The organism is Amycolatopsis sp. GA6-003, assembly GCF_046267895.1.
GTDB lineage: Bacteria > Actinomycetota > Actinomycetes > Mycobacteriales > Pseudonocardiaceae > Amycolatopsis.
Genome location: NZ_CP176499.1, coordinates 3,899,432 through 3,921,184, shown reverse-complemented (window position 1 = coordinate 3,921,184; position 21,753 = coordinate 3,899,432). Strand labels below are relative to the sequence as shown.

General features: G+C 69.7%; 20 protein-coding genes. 11 read left to right on the top strand and 9 right to left on the bottom strand.

Annotated elements, in window-relative coordinates:
* The first annotated feature begins 214 nt into the window (after positions 1-214).
* Entirely contained in the window at positions 215-1,345 is a 1,131-nt protein-coding gene (locus F9C12_RS17175) for an inorganic phosphate transporter (protein ID WP_409466571.1), read from the top strand.
* Between the two features lie 11 nt (positions 1,346-1,356).
* A complete protein-coding gene (locus F9C12_RS17170) occupies positions 1,357-1,578 on the top strand; it encodes a hypothetical protein (protein WP_409466570.1) in 222 nt (73 codons plus the stop codon).
* On the opposite strand, the gene F9C12_RS17165 is transcribed toward F9C12_RS17170, so the two are convergent.
* The gene (locus F9C12_RS17165) at positions 1,575-2,303 is read right to left on the bottom strand and encodes a hypothetical protein (RefSeq protein WP_409182989.1); all 729 of its coding nucleotides are present in this window, start codon (positions 2,301-2,303) and stop codon (positions 1,575-1,577) included. The two genes, F9C12_RS17170 and F9C12_RS17165, sit on opposite strands and share 4 nt — an antisense overlap.
* Positions 2,300-2,509, bottom strand: coding sequence for a hypothetical protein (locus F9C12_RS17160; RefSeq protein WP_037355092.1), 210 nt, complete (start codon positions 2,507-2,509; stop codon positions 2,300-2,302). The genes F9C12_RS17165 and F9C12_RS17160 overlap by 4 nt, the downstream gene beginning before the upstream one ends.
* Before the next feature lie 81 nt (positions 2,510-2,590).
* Between F9C12_RS17160 and F9C12_RS17155 the strand changes: the two genes are divergently transcribed.
* Together F9C12_RS17155 and F9C12_RS17150 are read left to right on the top strand one after the other, a co-directional pair.
* Entirely contained in the window at positions 2,591-4,138 is a 1,548-nt protein-coding gene (locus F9C12_RS17155) for a sensor histidine kinase (protein ID WP_409466569.1), read from the top strand.
* A complete protein-coding gene (locus tag F9C12_RS17150) occupies positions 4,135-4,782 on the top strand; it encodes a response regulator (protein ID WP_409182987.1) in 648 nt (215 codons plus the stop codon). The genes F9C12_RS17155 and F9C12_RS17150 overlap by 4 nt, the downstream gene beginning before the upstream one ends.
* Here F9C12_RS17150 and F9C12_RS17145 read toward each other — a convergent pair.
* Positions 4,779-5,894: an FAD-dependent monooxygenase gene (locus tag F9C12_RS17145; protein WP_409466568.1), complete on the bottom strand. Its 1,116-nt coding sequence runs from the start codon at positions 5,892-5,894 to the stop codon at positions 4,779-4,781. The genes F9C12_RS17150 and F9C12_RS17145 overlap by 4 nt on opposite strands.
* A 108-nt stretch (positions 5,895-6,002) precedes the next feature.
* Here F9C12_RS17145 and F9C12_RS17140 point away from each other — a divergent pair, with 108 nt between their 5' ends.
* Positions 6,003-6,497 (top strand): TetR/AcrR family transcriptional regulator, encoded by a 495-nt coding sequence (locus F9C12_RS17140; protein ID WP_409467023.1) that lies wholly within the window; start codon positions 6,003-6,005, stop codon positions 6,495-6,497.
* Positions 6,498-6,530: 33 nt separating this feature from the next.
* On the opposite strand, the gene F9C12_RS17135 is transcribed toward F9C12_RS17140, so the two are convergent.
* The 4 genes from F9C12_RS17135 to F9C12_RS17120 all read right to left on the bottom strand — a co-directional run bounded on the left by F9C12_RS17135 (position 6,531) and on the right by F9C12_RS17120 (position 11,525).
* The gene (locus tag F9C12_RS17135; RefSeq protein WP_409466567.1) at positions 6,531-7,289 is read right to left on the bottom strand and encodes an ABC transporter permease; all 759 of its coding nucleotides are present in this window, start codon (positions 7,287-7,289) and stop codon (positions 6,531-6,533) included.
* Entirely contained in the window at positions 7,286-8,200 is a 915-nt protein-coding gene (locus F9C12_RS17130) for an ATP-binding cassette domain-containing protein (protein WP_409466566.1), read from the bottom strand. Before F9C12_RS17130 ends, F9C12_RS17135 begins: the two co-directional genes overlap by 4 nt.
* A gap of 77 nt (positions 8,201-8,277) precedes the next feature.
* Entirely contained in the window at positions 8,278-10,698 is a 2,421-nt protein-coding gene (gene hrpB / locus F9C12_RS17125; protein WP_409466565.1) for an ATP-dependent helicase HrpB, read from the bottom strand.
* Positions 10,695-11,525: a glutamate ABC transporter substrate-binding protein gene (locus tag F9C12_RS17120; RefSeq protein ID WP_409466564.1), complete on the bottom strand. Its 831-nt coding sequence runs from the start codon at positions 11,523-11,525 to the stop codon at positions 10,695-10,697. Before F9C12_RS17120 ends, hrpB begins: the two co-directional genes overlap by 4 nt.
* 98 nt (positions 11,526-11,623) lie before the next feature.
* Here F9C12_RS17120 and F9C12_RS17115 point away from each other — a divergent pair, with 98 nt between their 5' ends.
* The 6 genes from F9C12_RS17115 (at position 11,624) to F9C12_RS17090 (ending at position 15,313) form a co-directional block, all read left to right on the top strand.
* Complete coding sequence (locus tag F9C12_RS17115) at positions 11,624-12,133, top strand: MauE/DoxX family redox-associated membrane protein (RefSeq protein ID WP_409187100.1); 510 nt, start codon at positions 11,624-11,626, stop codon at positions 12,131-12,133.
* Positions 12,134-12,138: 5 nt separating this feature from the next.
* Positions 12,139-12,939 (top strand): DsbA family protein, encoded by an 801-nt coding sequence (locus F9C12_RS17110; RefSeq protein ID WP_409182981.1) that lies wholly within the window; start codon positions 12,139-12,141, stop codon positions 12,937-12,939.
* A 78-nt stretch (positions 12,940-13,017) separates the two neighbouring features.
* Positions 13,018-13,332 carry a hypothetical protein gene (locus F9C12_RS17105; RefSeq protein ID WP_409182980.1) on the top strand — a complete coding sequence of 105 codons (315 nt, stop codon included), beginning with the start codon at positions 13,018-13,020 and terminating at the stop codon, positions 13,330-13,332.
* Positions 13,329-14,444, top strand: coding sequence for a C40 family peptidase (locus tag F9C12_RS17100; RefSeq protein ID WP_409466563.1), 1,116 nt, complete (start codon positions 13,329-13,331; stop codon positions 14,442-14,444). The genes F9C12_RS17105 and F9C12_RS17100 overlap by 4 nt, the downstream gene beginning before the upstream one ends.
* Complete coding sequence (locus F9C12_RS17095; protein ID WP_409466562.1) at positions 14,445-14,825, top strand: YbaB/EbfC family DNA-binding protein; 381 nt, start codon at positions 14,445-14,447, stop codon at positions 14,823-14,825. It abuts the gene before it with no gap.
* Positions 14,826-14,872: 47 nt separating this feature from the next.
* Positions 14,873-15,313, top strand: a complete 441-nt coding sequence (locus F9C12_RS17090; RefSeq protein ID WP_409466561.1) for a YbaB/EbfC family nucleoid-associated protein — start codon at positions 14,873-14,875, stop codon at positions 15,311-15,313.
* Positions 15,314-15,865: 552 nt separating this feature from the next.
* Here the strand turns inward: F9C12_RS17090 and F9C12_RS17085 are convergent.
* Together F9C12_RS17085 and F9C12_RS17080 are read right to left on the bottom strand one after the other, a co-directional pair.
* On the bottom strand, positions 15,866-19,660 hold the full coding sequence (locus F9C12_RS17085; protein WP_409466560.1) for a DNA topoisomerase (ATP-hydrolyzing): 3,795 nt from the start codon (positions 19,658-19,660) through the stop codon (positions 15,866-15,868).
* 32 nt (positions 19,661-19,692) lie between these two features.
* The gene (locus F9C12_RS17080; RefSeq protein WP_409466559.1) at positions 19,693-21,744 is read right to left on the bottom strand and encodes a type IIA DNA topoisomerase subunit B; all 2,052 of its coding nucleotides are present in this window, start codon (positions 21,742-21,744) and stop codon (positions 19,693-19,695) included.
* Positions 21,745-21,753 lie beyond the last annotated feature (9 nt).

Sequence of the window (21,753 nt, the reverse complement as noted above, 5' to 3'; positions counted from 1 at the left end):
GTGCGCGGGGGCAGAGTTCCCGCCCCCGCGCGCGGTCCGGAACCGCCAAGCCGACGATGAAAAAGGACCAGCAGGTGAACGGCGGAAAACCAGCGCCTGCGGCAAGAACCCGTTCATTCAGAGTTCAACTACTGGCCACCCGCTGAGGGATCTGGAGTCCCCGCCGGCGTCGGTACCGTCACTCCCGCAGGACACTCCGACCAGGAGAGCGGGCATGGACTTTTCTCTCATCGTCCTGGTGGTGATCGTCGCGGCGCTGGCCTTCGACTTCACCAACGGGTTCCACGACACGGCCAACGCGATGGCCACTTCGATCGCCACCGGTGCGCTCAAGCCCCGGGTCGCGGTCGCGATTTCCGCGGTGCTGAATCTCGTCGGCGCGTTTCTTTCCATCGAGGTCGCGAAAACCATTTCCGGCGGGATCGTCGACGACGCCAAGGTCACGCCGGTGGTGATTTTCGCCGGATTGGTCGGGGCCATCGTCTGGAATCTCGTGACGTGGCTGGTCGGGCTGCCGTCGAGTTCGTCGCACGCGTTGTTCGGCGGGCTGATCGGGGCGACCTGGATCGCCTCCGGCGCGGACGCCGTGCACTTCGCGAAGGTCGTCGAAAAGGTGCTGATCCCGGCCATCGCGTCGCCGGTGGTGGCGGGCGTCGTCGCGATCGCCGGCACCTTCCTCGTCTACCGGATCACCGCCAGGGCGCGGCAAGACGTCGTCGGCAAGGGTTTCAAGACCGGCCAGGTGCTTTCGGCCAGCCTCGTTTCGCTCGCGCACGGCACCAACGACGCGCAGAAGACGATGGGCGTCATCACGCTCGCGCTGATCGCGGGCGGTTCGCTCGCGCCGGGGTCGAGCCCGCCGGTCTGGGTCATCCTCGCGTCCGGTTTGGCGATCGCGCTCGGCACCTACTTCGGCGGCTGGCGGATCATCCAGACGATGGGCAAGAAGCTCACCGAAATCCAGACGCCGCAAGGTTTCGCCGCCGAGACGAGTTCCGCGGCGGTCATCCTGGCCTCGTCGCACCTAGGCTTCGCGCTGTCGACCACGCACGTCACCTCGGGCGGCATCATCGGCTCGGGGCTCGGCCGGAAGCTCGCCGAGGTCCGCTGGGGCGTCGCGGGCAGGATGGTGCTCGCCTGGGCGCTCACGCTGCCCGCCGCCGCGATCGTCGGGGCCGTCGCCGCCGCGGTTTCCACGCGCGGCAGCTGGGGAACCGTCCTCGTCGGCGGTGTCGGGGTGCTGCTCGCGCTGGGCATTTGGCTCGTGTCGCGGCGCAACCCGGTCACGCCGGCCACTGTCAACAACGATCCGGAGGCTGCCGACGCCGCCCCGGTCGCGGCCTGAGGGAGCACGACATGGCGATCAACTGGGGTGCCCTCGGCATCGTTTTCGTGGTGGCGCTGGCCGCGGCGGTCGTGCTCACCGGGCTGTTCGCGTACGGGGTGCGCGGGCTGTCCGAGCGCGTGACCGCCCGCGCGAACGGCGGCAGCGGCACGGTTCAGCTGACCGGCGCGGTCGCGTGCTTCACGATCTGCGCCGCGGTGATCGGGTACGGGATCTACCTGATCGTGGCCTAGCCGAGAGCCGCCTCCGCGCGGGTTCGCAGCTCTTCCGGAAGCTCGTCGAGCAGCGGTCGCACCGTTGCCCGGCGAGTTTCGTTCAGGTGGGCCAGCACGTCCAACGCCGGGGCCCACAGCGATTCGTCCGCCGCGGCAGTACGGACCAACGAGGGCAGCCGGTCGTCGCCGAGCAGGCTGAGCATGTGGTCGATCCGGCTCCGGTCGTCCAGCACGTACGCGGTGTGCAGGAGGCCGGCGTCGTCCAGCAGGCCGACGCAGCGGCGGACCGTGTCGTCCGGCAGGTGGCCGACGAACCGGCCGAGCGTGATCCAGTCCTCGCGGCGGGTCAGTTCCTCGGCGACCGCTACGACCGTCTGCACCGGGATCCGCGTGATGATCGCCGTCGCGCGCCGCGGATCCAGCTCCGCCGCGACCGACGCGAGGAACTTCGGCGACAGCCGTTTCGCGACGTCGACGCCGCGGGACACGTCGACCAGCCCGGCGATCCGCGCGCACAGCAGCGGGCCGAACACCTTCTCCGCGATCTTCGCGGTCACCCCGGCCGGCAGCAGCCTGCTCGCCAGCGCCATCCGCTCCAGCACGACGAGGTTCGCGTCGAACAGCGTGGTCGTCACCTGCTCGCGCAGCAGCCGCACCTCTCCCTGGTCGACGTCGGCGAGGTAGCCGAGCCGGGCGGGGTCGACATCCAGCACCCGGGCGAGCTTCAGGATCTCGGGGTTCACAGGCCGACCGCCTTCCGCACCGCGCCGCGCAGCAGCGCCGGCACGTACTTCAGGCTTTCCTCACCCGCGCGGGCGAGCGCCTGCGCCTGCCGGTGCCGGGCGTCCCGCAACGCCGCCGCCAGATCCTGTTTGTGCTGCTCAGGAAGGGATTCGATGCCGTCCGGCAGCGGAGCGCCGAGCTGCTCGGCCAAGGTGCGTTCAGCCATGGTGACCCATCATGCCGCACGATCCCGCCCTTGACTTTCGGCAGTGGTGACGAATCGGGCGGCCCTTGTAGCGTCAGCGGAATGAAGGAAGCGACGCGAGTTCGCTGGCGCGTGGCGTTCGACGTGCTGCTCTGGGCCGCGTTGTGCGGGTTCGTCCTGCTCGACGCGTCGAACAGCGCGAACAGCTGGGAACTCGCCTACGGCCTGGCGTCGGTCACCGCGGCGATGGCGACGGCCCGCGTCTACCCGGCGTTCGCGCTGGCGGTGGCGATGGCGACGGCGCTCGTCATCGCGTTCGGCTGGGGCGGCCGGGTGGCGGTGTGGGAGTTCTTCCTGATCGTCGTGATCTCCTACCTGGCCGGTCTGCGGCTGGCCAGGGCGCGCGTCGCGATGACCTGCTTTTTCGCGATCGCGGCGGCCGGGATTCCGCTGGCCTTGCTGCCGACCTCGAGCTTCGACGCGTGGGGCGCGGTGCTCGGCACGCTCGCGTTCGCCGGGGTCGCGCCGTGCCTGCTCGGCCGGCACGTGCGGTTGCGGCGAGAACTCGCGCAGGACGGATGGCGGCGTGCCGAGGAGATGGAGAGCCGGCATCGGCTGGTCGCGCAGGAAGCGCGGTTGCGGGAACGGGCGCGGATCGCCAGCGACATGCACGATTCGCTCGGGCACGAGCTGAGCCTGATCGCGGTGCGGGCGGCGGCGCTGGAGGTCGACCGCGAGCTTGGCGAGAAGCAGCGCGAGGCCGCCGGACAGCTCCGGGCGGGCGCGGCGACGGCGACCGAACGGCTGCGCGAGATCATCGGCGTGCTGCGCGAGGACGCCGCGCCGGTCGAGCCGGTGCAGGGTGACCTGGGGGAGCTGATCGACCGCGCGCGGGCGTCCGGGATCGAGATCGGCGCGCGGATCGCCAACCTGGACAGCGCGCCGCCGATGGTCGCGCGGGCCGTCTACCGCGTGGTGCAGGAAGGACTCACGAACGCGGCGAAGTACGCGCCCGGCGCGGCCGTCACGGTGGTCGTGACCAGCACCGGCGAGGCGACCGACGTCCGGGTCCGGAACGCGCCGCCGCCCGCCGGGCCGCTGCCCGGCCGGTCCGGGCAGCGGGGGCTGATCGGCCTGCACGAGCGGGTGCGGCTGGTCGGCGGCAGCCTGACCGCGGGTCCGGCGGGCGGCGGGTTCGAGGTCGCGGCCAGCCTGCCGCACGACTCCGCGCCCGCGCCGGAACAGGACGACGACGGGATCGGGCAGGCCGCGCGCGAGCTGGAACGCGCCCGGCGCGCCGTGCGGTCGAGCCTGGTGCAGGCGATCGTGGTGCCGTTGGCGCTGTTCGGGGTGGTCGTCGGCGGGGCGGGCGTGACGTTCCTGATCCAGTGGTCGTCGTCGGAGCTGCCGCCGGATGCGTACGCGCGGATCCGGCTCGGCATGCCGCGTTCGGCGGTCGAGCCGATGCTTCCCGCCCGCCAGCGCACGACGCTGCCCTCGATCAACGTGCCGCCGCAGCCGCCCGGAAGCACCTGCGAGTACTACGGGGCCGGCCGGAGCTGGCTCAACTTCAACTATGCCGTCTATCGACTGTGCTTTGTGGACGATCGAGTGGCGAGCAAGGATCTCTACAGTGAGGACGAACAGTGATCCGCGTACTGCTGGCCGACGACGAAGCGATGATCCGCGCCGGCGTGGCCGCGATTCTGGCCTCGGACAAGGAAATCGAGGTGGTGGCCGAAGCCGCGGACGGACGGGCGGCGGTCGAACTGGCGCGCGCGAACCGGCCGGACGTCGCGTTGCTCGACATCCGCATGCCCGGTCTCGACGGGCTCGCCGCGGCCGAGGAGATCCGCAAGCTGCTGCCGGACACCGGCGTCCTCATGCTGACGACGTTCGGGGAGGACGAGTACATCGAACGCGCGCTCGGCCTTGGCGCGAGTGGGTTTCTGCTCAAGGCGGGCGATCCGCGTGAGCTGCTCGCCGGGGTGCACGCGGTCGCCGACGGCGCGGCGTTCCTGTCGCCGAAGGTCGCGCACCGGGTGATCACGCGCCTGTCCGGCAACCGGTTCAGCCGGGCCGCGACCGCCCGCGAGCGGGTGAGCGTTTTGACGAACCGGGAACGGGAAGTGCTGGTGCTGCTGGCCGAAGGACTGTCCAATGCGGACATCGCGGCGCGGATGTTCGTGGTGGAGGGCACGGTGAAGGCGCACGTGAGCACGATCCTGACCCGGCTGGACGTGCGGAACCGGGTGCAGGCCGCGATCACCGCGTTTGAAGCGGGGCTGGTTTAAAGCTTCGGCGGTTGCCAGCGGCTGATGCCGGCTCCAACCCGGGTAGTGACCGCTGCGGGGAGCAACCGGGTGAACGCGGTTCGCAGCGCGACTGCTACCGGGTTGCGGAGGAGTGGCCCGCTTGCCCCGGCCTGGATCGACGCCTTCGCGACTTTCTGCGTGCGCGGCCGACGTTCCGCGTCGTAACGGCGAAGCGCTTCGTCCACTGTGGAATCTCGGACGTGCGATGCCAGCACCACCGCGTCCTCCAGCGCCTGGCAACCGCCTTGTCCGAGGAAGGGCGGCATCGCGTGCGCGGCGTCTCCGAGGAGCGCGATGCGGCCGCGGGTGTAGCTGGGCAGCGGTGTCGCCAGGTGATGTGTGTCGTGCAGCAGGATTTCCGGCGTGGCGTCGATTAGCTGCGGAATCGGGTCGTGCCAGTGTCCGTACTTCGCGCTGAGGTACGCGCGGATGTCGTCATGCCGGATCCCGGCCGGGCGGGCTTCGGAGACCCACCAGTACACCTCGTCGTCCAGCAGCGGCAGGAGCCCGACTTCGATGCCCGCGGCCCACGTCGTGCTCAACGTAGCCTTCAGCGGCAGTTTGGCGATGCCGCGGAACGCCGCACCACCGCTGTACTCCACGCGCGCGGCCGGGAAAAGCGCCTGCCGTATCGGGCTGTTGATCCCGTCGGCCGCCACGATCAGGTCCGCTTCCATCGAGCCGGAATCGTGGTGCACCACGCCGTTCTGCTCGACCCGAGTCACCTCGACCCCGGTCTTCAGGCATTCGTCCGGCAACGCTGACCGCAGCGCTTCGATCAGGTGCGCCCGGTGAATCGCGCCCAGCGGCAATCCGTGGCTGCGTACGAAGAGGTCCGCGTCCCAGTCGGCCAGCCGACGCCCGCGCCAGTCGACCAGACCGCCACCGCGCTGCGCCGAGAGCCGCGGCTCGACTCCTAGCTCGGCCAGCGCTCGCTGCGCGTTGGGCCACAACGAGATTCCCGCGCCGATGGCGGTCAGCTCCGGCGCCCGTTCGAGCACCGTGACCTCCCAGCCGACCCGGCGCACTCCGATGGCCGCGGCCAGTCCGCCGATGCCGCCCCCGACCACGACCGCGCGTCGCGTAGCCATGCCGACCTCCTCTACTTCTGTAGAGGACTCTACACCTGTAGGGTTCCGGGGGTGGAACGGAGAGCTGTGCTCGGCGACGCGGCCATCGAGGTCATCGCGGCCGAGGGCATGCGCGGCCTGACCCATCGCGCCGTCGACCGGGCGGCCGGGCTGCCCGCGGGCTCGACGTCGTACTACGCGCGCACCCGCCTCGCTCTGCTGGAGCTGGCCGCGGACCGGATGGTCGCGCTGGACCAGGCCGAAGTCGCGCCGCCGGAAGGGAAACTCGCGGAGTTCCTGGGCGCGATGGTGCACCGGTCGATCACCGCCGGCCGCACCAGGATGCTGGCGCGGTACGAATTCGCACTGGAATCGGTCCGGCGGCCGGAGCTGCGCGCGCGATACGACGCCGGCGGGCTGGAATTGCGCCGCCGGTGTGCGGAAGTGCTTGCCGCGGCGGGATCTCCGGCTCCGGAGGACCACACGCGGGTGCTCATCGGATGGCTCGACGGATCGATCTTCGACGCATTGGCGGGCACGGGCTCCGTCAACCCGCCGACCGAAGCCGAGCTGGTTGCCGGAGCCCGTGCCGTGCTCGCCGGATTGGGCCTGCCAGACGCCTGACCGGCCCCCTCACGAACCTTCCCGAAGCCCTGCTCAGGCGTCGCGGCGGTTCAGCAGCGCGGTCCCGGCGCCGATTCCGGCGACCGCCCAGCCGAGGCAGATCAGCACGCCGACCCAAGGTCCGTACGGCGGCAGGCTGCCGAGCAGCGGGTTCACGTCGCCCGGCGGCACCATCGCGTTGATCCCCGCGAAGGCCGGGAAGTAGTCCAGCGCCCCGGGAAACACGTACGACGACATCAGCATCGGCAACGGCAGCAGCAGCACGATCACCACCACCAGCGTCCCCGCCGCACTGCGCAGCACGAACGAAATCCCCAGGCACAGCACGCCGAGCAGGGCGAAATACGCCCCCATGCCGAGCGCGGTGGCCGCCCCCTGTGCCAGTGACGTGGGACCCCCAGCCCCACGCATCAGCACCGAGGCGACCCCCATGCCCAGCGCGGCGACCACCACGCCGTAGCCGAACAGCACCGGCACCAGCACCGCGGCCTTGGCGGCGGTGACCCGCGGCCGCACCGGAACCCATTGCAGCGTCGAGCGAATCGACCCGCTGGTGTACTCGCTGGTCACGAACAACGTCGCGACCGCGAGCACGCAGAACTCGACCAGGTAGATCGCCCCGGCGTTGACGATGCCGTGCGCGGTCTGCTGCCGATCGCTGCCCGCGTGCTGGGAAATCCCCGAAACGACCGAGTAGAACGCCATCAGCAGCACCCCGCCGGACAACGAGAGCCACGTCGCCCGCACCGACCAGAACTTGGTCCACTCCGCCGAAATCGCCAGCTTCGTCATGCCGTAACCCCGTATTCCACCGATCCGGCAGTCAGTTCCATGTACGCCTGCTCCAGCGAGGCGGTCCGTTCCGCCAGCCCGTGCAACCGGACGCCCAGTTCGTGCGCCAGGTCCCCGATTTCGGCCGCGCTCGTCTCGTCGACGAGCAGTTCGCTGTCCTCCCCGGGCACGACGGTCCGGCCGCTGCTCCGAAGCCAGTCCGCGAGTTTCGCGCGCTCGGCCGGATCCGGCACGCGCACCGCGACCGAGCGGCTCGAGTTGCCCGCGATGAAGTCGCCGATCGCCGCGTCGGCGAGGATCGATCCCTTGCCGATGACCAGCAGCCGGTCCGCGGTCAGCTGCATCTCGCTCATCAGGTGGCTGGACACGAACACCGTGCGTCCTTCGGCGGCGAGCGAACGCATCAGCTGCCGCACCCAGCGGACGCCGTCCGGGTCGAGGCCGTTGACCGGCTCGTCGAACATCAGCACGCCCGGGTCGCCGAGCAGCGCGCCGGCGATGCCGAGCCGCTGGCTCATGCCGAGCGAGAACGTCCCGGTGCGCTTGCCCGCGACGTCGCTCAGCCCGACCGTCGCGAGCACTTCCTCGACGCGGCTCGCGGCGATTCCGTTGCTGCGCGCCATCGCGAGCAGGTGTTTGCCCGCGCTGCGGCCGGGATGCACGGCTTTCGCATCCAGCAACGCACCGACTTCCCGCAGCGGATACCGCAGTTCGGCATACGGTTTGCCGCGGATCAGCGCGTCGCCGGAGTCCGGCCGGTCGAGGCCGACGGTCATCCGCATGGTGGTGGACTTGCCCGCGCCGTTCGGGCCGAGGAATCCGGTCACCGTGCCGGATTCGATGACCGAGGTGAGGCCGTTGACCACGGTTTTCTGGCCGTAGCGCTTCGTCAATCCGCGAAACGTGATCATAGGGCGAAGTCTGCGCCCGCGCGGGGTGCGCGGACATCAGCCGACCGTCCCGGACCGACCCCGACTTTAGGCAGGGGTCAGCGCGACCCGCGGGTGGTGTGCCGGGTGGGCTTGGCGGTCGCGGGGTCTTCCGGCCACGGGTGCTTCGGATAGCGGCCGCGGAGATCGGCGCGGACGGCGGCGTAGCCGGTGCGCCAGAAGGATTCGAGATCGGCAGTGACCGCGGCCGGGCGGCCGGCGGGGGACAGCAGGTGCAGCACCACCGGCACGCGGCCGTCGGCGAGGGACGGCGTTGCGGTCCAGCCGAACGTCTCCTGCAGCTTCACCGCGAGCACCGGCTGGTCGCCGTGGTAGTCCACGCGGTAGTGCGAGCCGGACGGGACCTCCAGCCGGTCCGGGGCGAGTTCGTCGAGCCGCGCGGCTTCGGGCCAGGGAAGCAGTCCGCGCAGAGCGGTTCCGGCGTCGACGTTCGCGAGGTCGGCTCGGCGGCGGACCTTCGACAGATCCAGCCAGCTGTCCACATCGGACAGCAGCGACTCGTCGGTCACGGACGGCCACGGTTCGCCCAGTACGCGATGCAGGAAAGCCAGGCGTTCGCGGAGCCGGGTTCCGTCTTGGCTCCAGCGCAGCAGACCGAGGCCTTCGGCGCGGAGCCCGGCGACAACTGCGTCGTGAACGAGCTGCGGATCTGGGTTGCGCAACGGCTTTTCCGACAACACGATCGCGCCCAGACGGCGGACGTGCCTAGCGACGACATCACCGTCCCAATGCACTTCGTCCACTTCGGACACCAGAGTCGGCGCGGCTCGGACGGCGAGTGCTTCGTCGGCGGTCGCGGCGAGCCGGATGGTGCCGTGGACGCGGCCCGGGTCGCGGGTGGCTTCGGCGACCGCCAGCCATTCGGCGTCGGCCAGCCCGCTGCCGGTGGGCAGTTCGGCCGCGGTGCCGCTGGCCATCAGATACACCGGGGCCGCTCCCGCGCGCCGCCGTGCCAGGCGTTCCGGATGCGCGAGAGCGACGACGAATGCGGCGTCCGGGTCTGGTTTCGCTGGCGAATTGACCAGTGCGGCCAACCGTTTCGCGTCCCGCTGCCAGCGGCGGGCCGATTCGTCGTGCGCGGAACGGAGCCGGCGCAGTTCGGCTTCGACGTCGGTCAGCGTCGCTCCGGCATCGAGCAGCGCGACCACTTCCGCAGCCGCCCGAGCGCCAACGGCCTCGGCACCGTCCAGCAAGGCGCGCGCCAGCCGGGGATGCAGGCCGAGGTCGGCCATCTTCTGTCCGCGCGGCGTGACCGCACCGTCGGCCGTGGTCGCGCCGAGCGTCACGAGCAGACTTCGCGCGGCGGCGAGCGCGCCTTCGCCGGGCGGGTCCCACCAGGCGAGGCCGGTTCCGTCCGGAGTGGACCAGCAGGCGAGTTCCAACGCGAACCGCGCCAGTTCGGCGGTGCGGATTTCCGGCTCTGGATACGCGGGCAGCGTCGCCTGCTCGTGCTCCGGCCAGCACCGGTACGCCCGGCCCGGTGCTTCGCGGCCTGCCCGGCCAGCACGTTGTTCCGCTACCGCCGCGGAAACCCGCACCGTGGCGAGTCCGGCGAGACCGCGTCGATGGTCCACCCGCGGTACGCGCGCGAGACCGGAATCCACGACCGCGCGGACGCCGGGCACGGTCAGGCTCGACTCGGCGACGGCGGTCGCGAGAACTACCCGTCGCCGGTCGCGCGGCCGCAGCGCTTCGTCTTGCCGGGCAGCGGAAAGCCGTCCGTGCAGCGGAAGCACGTCCGCGTCCAGAGAACTCAGCAACGCCGACGTACGCGCGATTTCCCCGGCACCAGGGAGGAACGCGAGCACATCACCGTCCCCTTCGGACAGTGCTTTCCGGACCGCCGAGGCGACCGCGGCTTCCGGGCGTTCCCCGCGCGCCGGAGCGCGGTAGCTCAGCTCAACCGGATACGTGCGGGCGTGCGCGGTGATCACCGGGGCGTCGCCGAGCAACTCGGCCAGCCGTCCGGAGGCGACCGTCGCCGACGTCGCGAGCAGCCGCAGGTCGTCGCGCAGCCCCGCGCGGACGTCGAGGAGCAAAGCGAGCAGCAGGTCAGCGTCGAGATGGCGTTCGTGGCATTCGTCCAGCAGGACCGTCGACACTCCGGCCAGTTCGGGATCGTGCTGCACCCGCCGCACCAGCAGCCCCGACGTGACCACTTCGATCCGCGTCCGCGACGACACCTTCCGGTCGCCGCGCACGGCGTACCCGACCGTCTCTCCGACCGGCTCGCCCAGCAGCGCCGCCATCCGCCCGGCCGCGGCCCGAGCGGCGAGCCGACGCGGTTCGGCGACCACGACGCGTCCCTCGCCGCGGTTCAGCGCGAGCGGCACGAGCGTGGTCTTGCCGGTGCCGGGCGGCGCGACGAGCACCGCGGCGCCGTGGTCGTCGAGCGCGCTCAGCACGGACGGCAGCACCGCGCGGACGGGCAGGTCCGGCAGCGAGGCGAGGTCGGTCACTGCTCGGTGATCTCCGGTGGATTCGGCAACGGGTAGTTCGACGGCCCGATGTTCGTCTCCAGCGACTTCCGCCAGGCCCCGGTCGACACCATCTTCCGGATCGCGTCGTCCACCGCGTGCTGGCCCTCGGTGTCGCCCTTGCGCAGGCCGACGCCGTACCGCTCGGTGGAAAACGGGCGGCCGACCACCTTGAGCAGCTCCGGGTTCTGCGCGGCGTACCCGGCGAGGATCACCGCGTCCGTGGTCACCGCGTCGACCTGATTGGCCAGCAACGCGGTGACGCAGTCCGGATACCGCGGATACTCGACCAGCTTGACCATCTGCGCGAACTTGTCCTTCACCATCTGCGCGGGCGTCGAGCCGGCGACCGAGCAGAGCCGCTTGCCGTTGAGGCTTTCCGGCCCGGTGATGTCCGGCGAGGTGAGCCGGACCAGCAGGTCCTGGCCGGTGCTGAAGTACGGCCCGGCGAAGCTCACCTGCTGTTTCCGCTTGTCGGTGATCGAATAGGTGGCCACGACCAGGTCGACCGCGCCCGAGGTGAGGTCCGTTTCGCGGCGCGCCGGGGTGGTCTCGTGCCAGGTGATGCGGTCCGGTTCGACCCCCAGTTCGCGTGCGACGAAAGTAGCGACATCGACGTCGAAACCGGCGAGCCTGCCGTCCACGGTCCGCTGCGAAAGGCCGGGCGCGTCGAACCGGATTCCGATGGTCAGGTGGTTGCCGTCACGCGCCCGGGTGGGAAGCGGATCGTCCTTGGACACCGTCGACGAACCGCAGGAGACGCAGCTGACCAGCAGAAACACTGCGGCGACCACTGCGCGTAACCGCATCGGTGCCTCCGCTTCGCCGGTTGGCTGCTCACATAGTTCTCAGGTCAGACGGCTAGCCTAAGCGCGTGCGCCGACTGCCCCAACCTCTACTCGACACCATCGGCACGCTCGCCCGGCTCGGGCTGGCTGCCGTGTGGCTCGTGTCCGGCGGCCTGAAGATCGCCGACCCGGGGCAGACGTACATCGCCGTGCAGGCCTACGACGTGCTCCCGCACGCGCTGGTGCGGCCGGTCGCCACCGGGCTGCCGCTGCTGGAGCTGGTGCTGGGGCTGCTGCTGCTCGCCGGACTGGCCACGCGCTGGGTCGCGGCCGCCTCGCTGCTGCTGCTGGCCGTGCTGGTCGCGGGCATCGCGCAGTCGTGGGCGCGCGGGCTGAGCATCGACTGCGGCTGCTTCGGCGGCGGCGGGCGGGTGAACGCCGGGCAGACCGAATACCCGCAGGAGATCCTGCGCGACACCGGCTTCGCCCTGCTCGCGGTGTGGCTGCTCGTCCGGCCGCGCACGTGGCTTTCGGTCGACGGCTGGCTCGGCTGGGGCAAGGGCCGGAAGCCCGGGAACTCCGGCGAGGTCCCGGACGACTACCCCAAGAGCATCGCGGAAGGGAATTAGGAACAGTGGGTGGAGCTGCGCGCAACGCGCGGAAAAGCCGGCAGCAGGCGGCGGCCGCGAGGTCGGTCGCCCAGGCGCGGGGCTCGAACAGCGACCGGAACAAGATCATCGCGATCGTGGCCGCCGTCGTGGTGGTCGCCGCGCTCGTGATCGGCGGCGTGCTCTGGATCAACTCGAGCAAGAACGCCACGCAGGACAGCGCGATCCAGCCGGGCACGACCTCGGCGCTCGGACCGGGCGTGGTCGAGAAGCGCGACGGGGCCGTGGTGACGGTCGGCAAACCGGGCGCGCCGAAGACGATCGACCTGTACGCCGACTTCCTGTGCCCGTACTGCGCCAAGCTGCAGCAGGACTTCGGGCCGCGGATGGAGAAGGCGATCAACGACGGCCAGCTCGCCGTGCGCTACCACATGGTCATCCTGCTCAACAAGAACTCCGACCCGCCGGGCTACTCGCTCGACTCGGCCAACGCCGCGCTCGCCGCCGCCGACCAGCAGAAGTTCACCGCGTTCCACGACGCGCTGTTCAAGAACCAGCCGCCGGAGGGCGGCCGCGGGTACGACAAGGCGCAGCTGATCAAGCTCGGCCAGGACCTCGGGATCAGCGACCCGAAGTTCGCGGAGACGGTCAACGCCGGCACCTACGACCAGCAGCTGCAGGCGGCGTTCCAGCAGATCCAGAACGACCCGAAGCTGCAGCAGGACTTCGGCAACGGCCAGGTCGGTTTCGGCACGCCGACGGTCGCGGTCGACGGCAAGGCGGTTCCCGCGCAGGGCGACTGGCTGTCGAAGATCCTCAACGGCTGACCTGATCCGGTCAATTCGCCTGTCCGGGCACAACCCGTCCGCTAACCTGGGCCGCAGGGTTCAGGGGAGGGGCGGGTTGTGTCCGGTTTTCATGTCGACGACGGCGCGTACGAGAACTACGCGAAGCAGGTCGACCCACTCGGCGACGAGGTGCGTTCCGCGGCGAAGGCGCACCTCGGTCCGCACGTGACGCTGTCCGGCGACGGGTTCTCCGCGATCGGGGACGAATCCGGGTTCGCCGGCGCGTACGGCGCGCGGATGCGGGCGCTGCAGGAACGAATGCACGCGCTCGGCGGCGGCTGGCACGACGTCGGCGAGGCGGCTCGGCGCACGCAGGGCAACTACGCGGCGGTCGAGCAGGAACACGGCGACGCTTTGCGCAGGCTTTCGTGAACGCTCCGGTCGATCATCTGGTCCGGAACGGGCTGGACACTACGAATCAGTTCGCCGCGAAGCTGAAGCACGATCCGGCGGCGATCAACGGCGCGCGCGACGGGCATGTCGCGCTGCAGACGACCGTCGGCCAGGCCAACCAGCACGCGGGTGCGCAGCGGGTGAACCTCGCGCAGGCCAGTTCCGGGGCGACCTCGGAGCGCGCGGTCGCGACGTCGAAGGACCTGGAGAAGGAAGTCCAGGACCTTCTCAACGAGAGCGCGGAAATCGAGCGGGCGGTCGCGGAGGCGGCGGAGACGCTGCACGTCGGCGAGATCCGCAACGATCAGGTCCGGGACCAGATCCTGCGCGAGATCGCGTCCTCGATGAAGGCGCTGGCCGCGGTCAACGGGATCCAGCCGCCGGAGAGCCGGGCGGCCGCGGCTCGGCAGATTCTGCTGAAGCTGCAGACGAAAATCGGCGAGCTGACCGGGCAGGCGGCGACGTTCACCGAGGAGACGCTCGGAAAGCTGACCGGTCTGGGGCAACGGCTCGGCGGGTCGGAATCGACGTCCGCGAGCAGCGCGACGACGACGGTGCCGCAGGCGTTCAACAACAACGGCGCGCACGTCAGCCACGGCGGTGGAGGCGGCGGAGACAGCGGTGGCGGTGGAGGCGGCGGCGGTTATGCCGGCAAACCCCGGTTGCCGGTCGCAGTTCCGCCGCAGCCGGGCAGCGGGGTCGGGATCAACCTGCCGGGCGGGAAAACCGTGATGGCGCCGAACGAGACCGCGGCCAAGGCGGTCCGGGCGGCGTTGTCTCAGCTGGGCGTGCCGTATGTGTGGGGCGGAACCGCGCGCGGGCAAGGGCTCGACTGCAGCGGGTTGACCATGACGTCCTATCAGGACGCTGGATTGCAGTTGCCGCGGACGGCGAAACAGCAGACTGTCGGGGCTGAGGTGCCTTCTATCGATCAGTTGCTGCCCGGGGATTTGGTGGTGTGGTCCGGGCACGTCGCGATGGTGATCGGCGACGGGCAGATGGTCGAGGCCGGGGATCCGGTGCAGATCAGCAAGATCCGGACGACCAACGCCGGGCAGCAGTTCATCGGGTTCTACCGGCCTACGGGGTGAGTGGTGGCTGAGTTCGACATGGACCGCGCGGTGGCGCGGGTGATGGAGGAGGCTTCCCGGACCGGGGAGGCGGCCGCCGCTCGGTTCGAGCGGGCCGGGCCGGTGGTGGGGAAGGCCGCTGCTGGTGGGGTTTCCGTCGAGGTCGCGCCGGGCGGGTTGCTGACTGGGCTGACGTTGACGCGGGCCGCGTTGCGGAGCGGGTCGGAGGCGGTGGCTGCGCAGATTTTGGAGTTGTCGCGGCGGGCTGAGCGGCGGGCTGGGGATCGGATGCATCAGGTATTGGCGCCGGTGCTGGGGGCGGAGGCCGTGACCGCGTTGGGGTATGCGGCGTTGGCCGAGGATGACCCGGATTTCTATGACGAAGAGCCGGTGGCGTGGTGAAGACTCGGGAACTGATTGAGCAGGCTCGTTCTCGAGAGGCTGCGCTGGTGCAGGTCGCCTCGCTGATGGCGGAGGCGCGGGGATCGGCTCACGCGTTGGACGGGTCGGTCGAGGTGACCGTGGACGCGCTGGGGTCGTTGAAGCGGTTGTGGCTCGCGCCCGCGGTGGCGGAGAGGGATCCTTCGCGGGTTTCGGCGTTGGTGCTTGAGGTCGTGCGGGTCGCGATGGCTGAGGCTGAGCAGGATTGCTACAACCGGGTGGGATTGTTGCTGGGGGAGGAGGCGGGGTTGCTGGTGGAGGCGTTGTCTGGGAAAGCGGCTCCGGCTCGGTCCGCGGATGACGATCCTGGGATGACGGTGGAGGAGTTTCAGCGGTTGCGGGCGGAGAGGGTGGGGGAGAGGCGGTTTCCTGCTCCTGCTCCGGTTGCCTCCACTGTGGAGGAGGGGTGGGAGGATTTTGATCCGGCTTCTTTGCGGTCGGATCGGTGAGTCATTCGGCTCGTCGCCCTGGCGGGCGACATTGCCGGGTTTAGTGGGTGCGTTGGCCCCCCGATTTTTAGTGTGACTACGGCGCTGGGGTGCTTGTCAAGGCGGGAAAGATGCCTTGACAAGCACCCCAGCGCCGTGTTTTTGGCTGTGTATCGGGGGTGGGGGAGGGGTGGGTGCCTCGTTTTTTGGGTGCATCGGTGCGGTTGGGGGCTGGCGCCCCCACTGCGAGCGTCGAGGTGCCTGGGTTGTGGCTCCAGCTTCGTTACGGCAGGGGTGGGAGCGAACCGATGCGGGCGTCTGTACTAGCGCAGTCTGGCCGGGGCCCTTGCGCAGTTGCTCTCGCACCGCCGAAGAAAAGGCGTTGCGTCCACCTGTCGAGCCCTGCGGGGATTAGAGCCTCCGCGCCCGAGCCGCGCCCGGTCACGCCCAAAACACGCCTTTCTCGGCCGGGCCGGAGCCGCCCGCACCGCTGAACGCGCTTCCGCCGCCGGATCCCTACGGGCGGAGGCGGTGAGGAGGGGGGTGGAATCCGTGCTGGATCCCACCCCCTTGCTAGCCGCGTTCGATGAGGTGGCCTACTACTTCTGGGCCTGGGTGGGCGTGGCCCGAGCCGTCGCGGCGGAGGTCTACTTCTGGGAGTTCTACTGGGTCTCCGGTGCGGCTCGCGCCTGCTGGGCGGGGGCCTACCCAGGCGACCTGGACCGCGGTTTCTCCCTTCAGGAAGCGGTGCGCTCGCACGCCGCCGGTGGCTCGGCCCTTTGCGGGGTATTCGCTGAAGGGCGTGACCTTGACGCTTTGGCCCGTTGCGGTGACGACCATTGGTTCGCCGTGTTCTTCGTCGTCCGTTCGGATGGCTCCGAAGAAGATCGCGGTGGCGTTCGCGGCCAGTTTCATGCCTGCCATGCCTCCGCTCTTCGTGCCTTGCGGGCGGATCAGGCTCGCGGCGAAGCGCAACAGGGACGAGTCCGACGAGATGAAGGCCAGGGTTTCGTTTCCGTCGGTCAGCCAGGTCGCGCCGATGATTTCGTCGCCGGGCTTGAGGCTGATGACCTCGAATTCGTCCGAGCGCACTGGCCAGTCCGGGGCGCATACCTTCACCACGCCGCCGCGCGTGCCGATGGCCAGGCCCGGCGAGTTGCCTGCTTGCTCGCCCAAGGGCGCGATTCCGACTACCCGCTCCCCCTTTTCCAGCGGTACCAGTTCTTTTGCCGCCATGCCGCCGCGCAACGACACCGTGCCTGCTTGTTCTGGCAACACCGGCAGGGGCAGCACGTCCGTCTTGAACGCGCGGCCTCGGCTGGTCACCAGAAGCACCTGGCCGCGCGCGGTGGTGTGCACGACGGCTGACACGGCGTCGTGTTTTACGCGGCCGTTTCGGCGGCGGACTTCCGACGCCTCTTCCGATTCCGCCGCCGTGCGGGCGACCAGGCCGGTGGCCGACAGAATCACCTGGCACGGGTCGTCCGCGACTTCCAGCGGGCCGGACGGCTTCGACGCGGCCAGGACTTCCTTCAGATCGCCGTCGATGAGGCGGGTGCGGCGGCCGGTGGGGAAGTCCTTCGCGATCTTCGCCAGTTCCGTCGACACGAGCTTCTTTAGGACCGACTCGTCCTCGAGGATCGTGGTCAGCTCGGCGATTTCCGCGCGCAGCTTTTCCTGTTCGCTTTCCAGCTCCAGGCGGTCGTACTTGGTGAGGCGGCGCAGCGGAGTGTCCAGGATGTAACTCGCCTGGGTCTCGGACAGCTTGAACTTCGTCATCAGGCCGTCCTTCGCGGCGGCCGCGTTTTCGCTTTCGCGGATCAGCCGGATGACCTTGTCGATGTTCAGCAGCGCGATCAGCAGACCGTCGACCAGGTGCAGCCGCTCTTCGCGCTTGCGCCGGCGATAACGCGTGCGCCGCGTGACGACCTCGTAGCGGTGTTTCAGGAAGACTTCCAGCAGCGCCTTCAGGCCGAGCGTCTGCGGCTGGCCGTCGACGAGCACCAGGTTGTTGATGCCGAACGACTGCTCCAGCGGCGTGAGCCGGTACAGATCCGCCAGCAGTGCCTGCGGGTTGACGCCCACCTTGCACTCGATGACCAGCCGCGTGCCGTTCTCGCGGTCGGTGAGGTCCTTGACGTCCGCGATCCCGGTGAGCCGCTTGGACTTGTTGACCTCGTCGGTGATCTTCTCGATCACCTTCTCCGGCCCGACGCCGTACGGCAGCTCGGTCACCGTGATGGCCTGCCGTCCCCGGCTGCCCTCCAGCGGGCCGGTCTCGACGTTCGCGCGCATCCGCACCACGCCGCGGCCGGTTTCGTAGGCCTTGCGGACCTCGTCCAGCCCCAGCAGGCTGCCGCCGGTGGGCAGGTCGGGGCCGGGGATGTACTCCATCAGCTTGTCGAGCGTGGCGTTCGGATGGTTGATCAGCCACCGCGCGGCGCCGATCACCTCGCCGAGATTGTGCGGGATCATGTTGGTCGCCATGCCGACCGCGATCCCGGACGTGCCGTTGACCAGCAGGTTCGGATAGGCCGCCGGCAGCACCGAGGGCTCTTCGAGCGAACCGTCGTAGTTCGGCCGGAAGTCGACGGTGTCCTCGCCCAGCTCGCCGACGAGCAGCATCGCTTCGTTCGACATCCGGGCCTCGGTGTACCGCGAGGCGGCCGGTCCGTCGTCTGGGCTCCCGAAGTTTCCGTGCCCGTCGATCAACGGGGCGTTCATCGAGAAGTCCTGCGCCAGGCGGACCATCGCGTCGTAAATCGCGGTGTCGCCGTGCGGGTGGTATTTGCCCATGCAGTTGTGGACGACGAAACCCTCGGCCGCGAATTCGTGGTCTTCCGTGCCGACCTGAATGTCGTAAGTGACCTGGGGTTCGACCGGTTCGACGGAAACCACTTCGAGGAACGAGAATCCGTTCAGCGCGTCGAGCCGGTCCGCGAGAGGCGAGCCGATCCTGCGCAATTTCTCGATCCAGCCGTCCTGGCGCGCCCGCGAAAGGCGGAAAGAACGGTCGGCCAGCGCGGTGCCGTGCCGGTCCTTTCCGTAGCGGACCGCCGCGCCGCTCGTCGCCGACAGCGACGCGCGGAATGCGGTGCCGGAAGTGTCGCGGAACCAGCCGCCGCCGCGATGAGCGGCGGAGAACTCGGCCATGACTTCCTTGTTGGGCAGCCGGTCGTTCCCCTGCTTTCCGCCGTACTCGTAAGCGATTTCCGCGAGTGTTTCGAGGCTGTCCTTCTTGTAGCCGACAGTGATCCACGGCAGCATGAGGTGCGCCAGCGCGGACGCGTCGGATCCGCTGACGGACAAGCCCAGCAGCGTCTTGTGGCCATTCTGCCTGGGGTTGCTCCAGTGATGGCCGTGGATGCCGAGGTCCGCGAGCATCGCGTACACCTGCCGGACGAGCTTTTCGCTCGTGCTGACATAGACGATCTCGCGGTGGTTCTTCCGGACGTAGCCGTCGCCGTCGAAAAGTCCGGCGAGATACGGAGCCCACGAGGTCCGGTCCGAGAGGACTTCCGCGGGCACGTGCTTCGCGTCGCTGAGCGGTTTGCCCGCCGCGAGCAGGCCGTCGTGCCGGGCGAAGGTGAGGATGTGCTGGTCGCGCCATTCTGGTTTCGCGGCGGCCCGGCTCCCCCGGGACACTCGCACCCCGTTGGCCTGTGCCCACTCGTACACGGCGTCAAGCGGCTCGCGGTCGCACATGTGGATGCGGACTCGTCCGTCGGCGGGGCGATTCCGGTCGACGGCGAAGCCTTCGGCGGTGATCAAGCCGAGCAGATAGGCGTACCGGTCCCCGCCGCGCGGCAGGCTTTCCCGCCTGCTGTTTCCATACGCGACGGTCAGCCTGCCGGTCAGGTCGCGAGCGGCCGTCCAGTCCAGCGTCGAGTCGTCCGCCACCGTCCGGAACCGCTGCCCGGGGGTGACGAGCATGGTGTGGCCGTTCGACCAGGTGATGCGGACGAGTTCGTCCGGCGGGTTCTCGTACACCTCGGCGACGGGCACCGCCTTGCCGCGGCTGTCCAGCACCTGGTCGCCGATCTCGAGGGATTCGATCGGCCGGAGACCGCCGGGGGTCGACACCAGCGCGCCGCGCACGAAACAGTCGCCGACCACGCGGGACGACTTCACGTATGCGTGCGTCGGGCGGTAGCCGTTCTCGTTCATCGAGAACAGGATGCGGCGGTGCACCGGCTTCAGGCCGTCGCGCGCGTCCGGGAGGGCGCGCGAGTGGATCACCGAGTACGCGTATTCCAGGTACGAGTCTTCGATCTCCGTCTTCAGCGGGTTGTCGAAGACCTGCGCGCCCGGCGAGTCGAACGCGCTCGGGTCGACCCGGGTCACCGGGGTCTTGCTACGGCGAGCCATGGCTCACAACTCCTTGGGAACGAACGGAAAACTCAGACGTCGATGGCTTCGCGGTCGACGCGGTCGGACGATTCGACCAGCCAGTTGCGCCGCGGCTCGACCTTTTCGCCCATCAGCAGTTCCAGCGCCAGCTCCGCGGCCTCGACGTCCTCCAGCGTGATCCGCCGGACCGAGCGCGTCGCCGGGTTCATCGTGGTTTCCCACAGTTCGTCGGCGTCCATCTCGCCGAGGCCCTTGAACCGCGGCACCGGCGTGACGACCTGCTTGCCCGCCGCTTCGAGTTCGGCGACCTTCTGCTCCATCTCGCGCTGGGTGAAGGTGAAGACGGTCTCCGAACCGCGGCCCTTCGTGGTGATCTTGTGCAGCGGCGGCATGGCCGCGTACAGCCGGCCGTCCTCGATCACCGGGCGCATGTACTTCGCGAACAGCGTGATCAGCAGCGTGCGGATGTGCGAACCGTCGACATCCGCGTCCGCCATCAGGATGACGCGGCCGTAGCGCATCGTGGACAGGTCGAACGTGCGGCCGGTGCCCGCGCCGAGCACCTGCACGATCGACGCGATCTCGGCGTTCTTCAGCGTGTCGCCGAGGGACGCCTTCTGCACGTTGAGGATCTTGCCGCGCAACGGAAGCAGCGCCTGGTACTCCGACACCCGCGCCATCCGCGCCGAGCCGAGCGCGCTGTCGCCCTCCACCAGGAACAGTTCGCTGCGCGAGACGCCGGTGGTGCGGCAGTCGACCAGCTTCGGCGGCATCGCCGCGCCCTCGAGCGCGGTTTTGCGCCGGGCGGCGTCCTTCTGCTGTTTCTGGGTGAGCCGCACGCGCGCCGCGTCGACCACCTTCTGCAGCACGATTTTGGCCTCGGACTTGGTTTTCCGGTCCTCGGTCCAAGCCCGCACCTGCTTGTCGACGATGCCCTGCAGGACACGCGTGATGCCCGCCGTCGACAGTTCGTCCTTGGTCTGCGAGGTGAACTGCGGCTCCGGCAGCCGGACGTGGATCACCGCGGTCATGCCCTCCAGCACGTCCTCGGTGGTCGGCGGGTCCTCCTTCGCCTTCAGCAGCCCGCGCGTCTTGCCGATCGCGTCCACGATCGCCCGGGTGACCGCGCGGTCGAACCCGCGCCGGTGCGTGCCGCCGTGCACGTTGCGGATCGTGTTGGTGAAGCACTCCACGGTGCGCTCGTAGCCGGTGCCCCAGCGCAGCGCGACCTCGACCTCCGCGTGTCGCTCCACATTGGACTGCATGACGCCGTTGGCGTCCGCCGCGTTCTCCTTGTAGGTGCCCTCGCCGGTGATCATCAGCGTGCCGCAGACCGGCTTTTCGCTGTCCGGGGCGAGGAAGTCGACCATGTCCGCCAGCCCGTTCGGGAAGTGGAAGGTCTCCTCGTTGATGGTGTCCTCGAACGTGGTGCGCAGCACGTAGGTGACGCCGGGCACGAGGAACGCGGTGTTGCGCAGCTTCGTCCGCACGCCTTCGACGTCCAGCGCCGCGCCGGTTTCGAAGTACCGCGCGTCGTACCAGTAGCGGATGGACGTGCCGCTGCGCTCGCCGCGCTTCATCTTGCCGACCAGGTTGAGCCCGGAGCGGCGGGTGAACTTCGCCTTCGGGCCGGGTCCGTCGAACACGCCGGGCACGCCGTGCGCGAACGACATCTGGTGGACCTTGCCGTTCTGCTTCACCGTGACGTCGAAGCGGTGCGACAGCGCGTTCACCGCCGAGGCGCCGACGCCGTGCAGACCGCCGGACGTCTTGTACCCGGAGCCGCCGAACTTGCCGCCGGCGTGCAGCCGGGTCAGCACCAGTTCGACGCCGGAGAGGCCGGATTTGGCGTGCACGCCGGTGGGGATGCCGCGGCCGTCGTCGTCCACCTGGACGCTGCCGTCGGCGTGCAGGGTGACGACGATGCGCGTGGCATGGCCCGCCACCCCCTCGTCGGTGGAGTTGTCGACGACCTCGGAGAAGAGGTGGTTGATGCCTCGGCTGTCGGTGGAGCCGATGTACATCCCGGGGCGCTTGCGGACCGCCTCGAGTCCTTCGAGGTGGGTCAGGTCGTCGGCCCCGTACAGAGTCTCAGCGGTCACGAGGTCGTT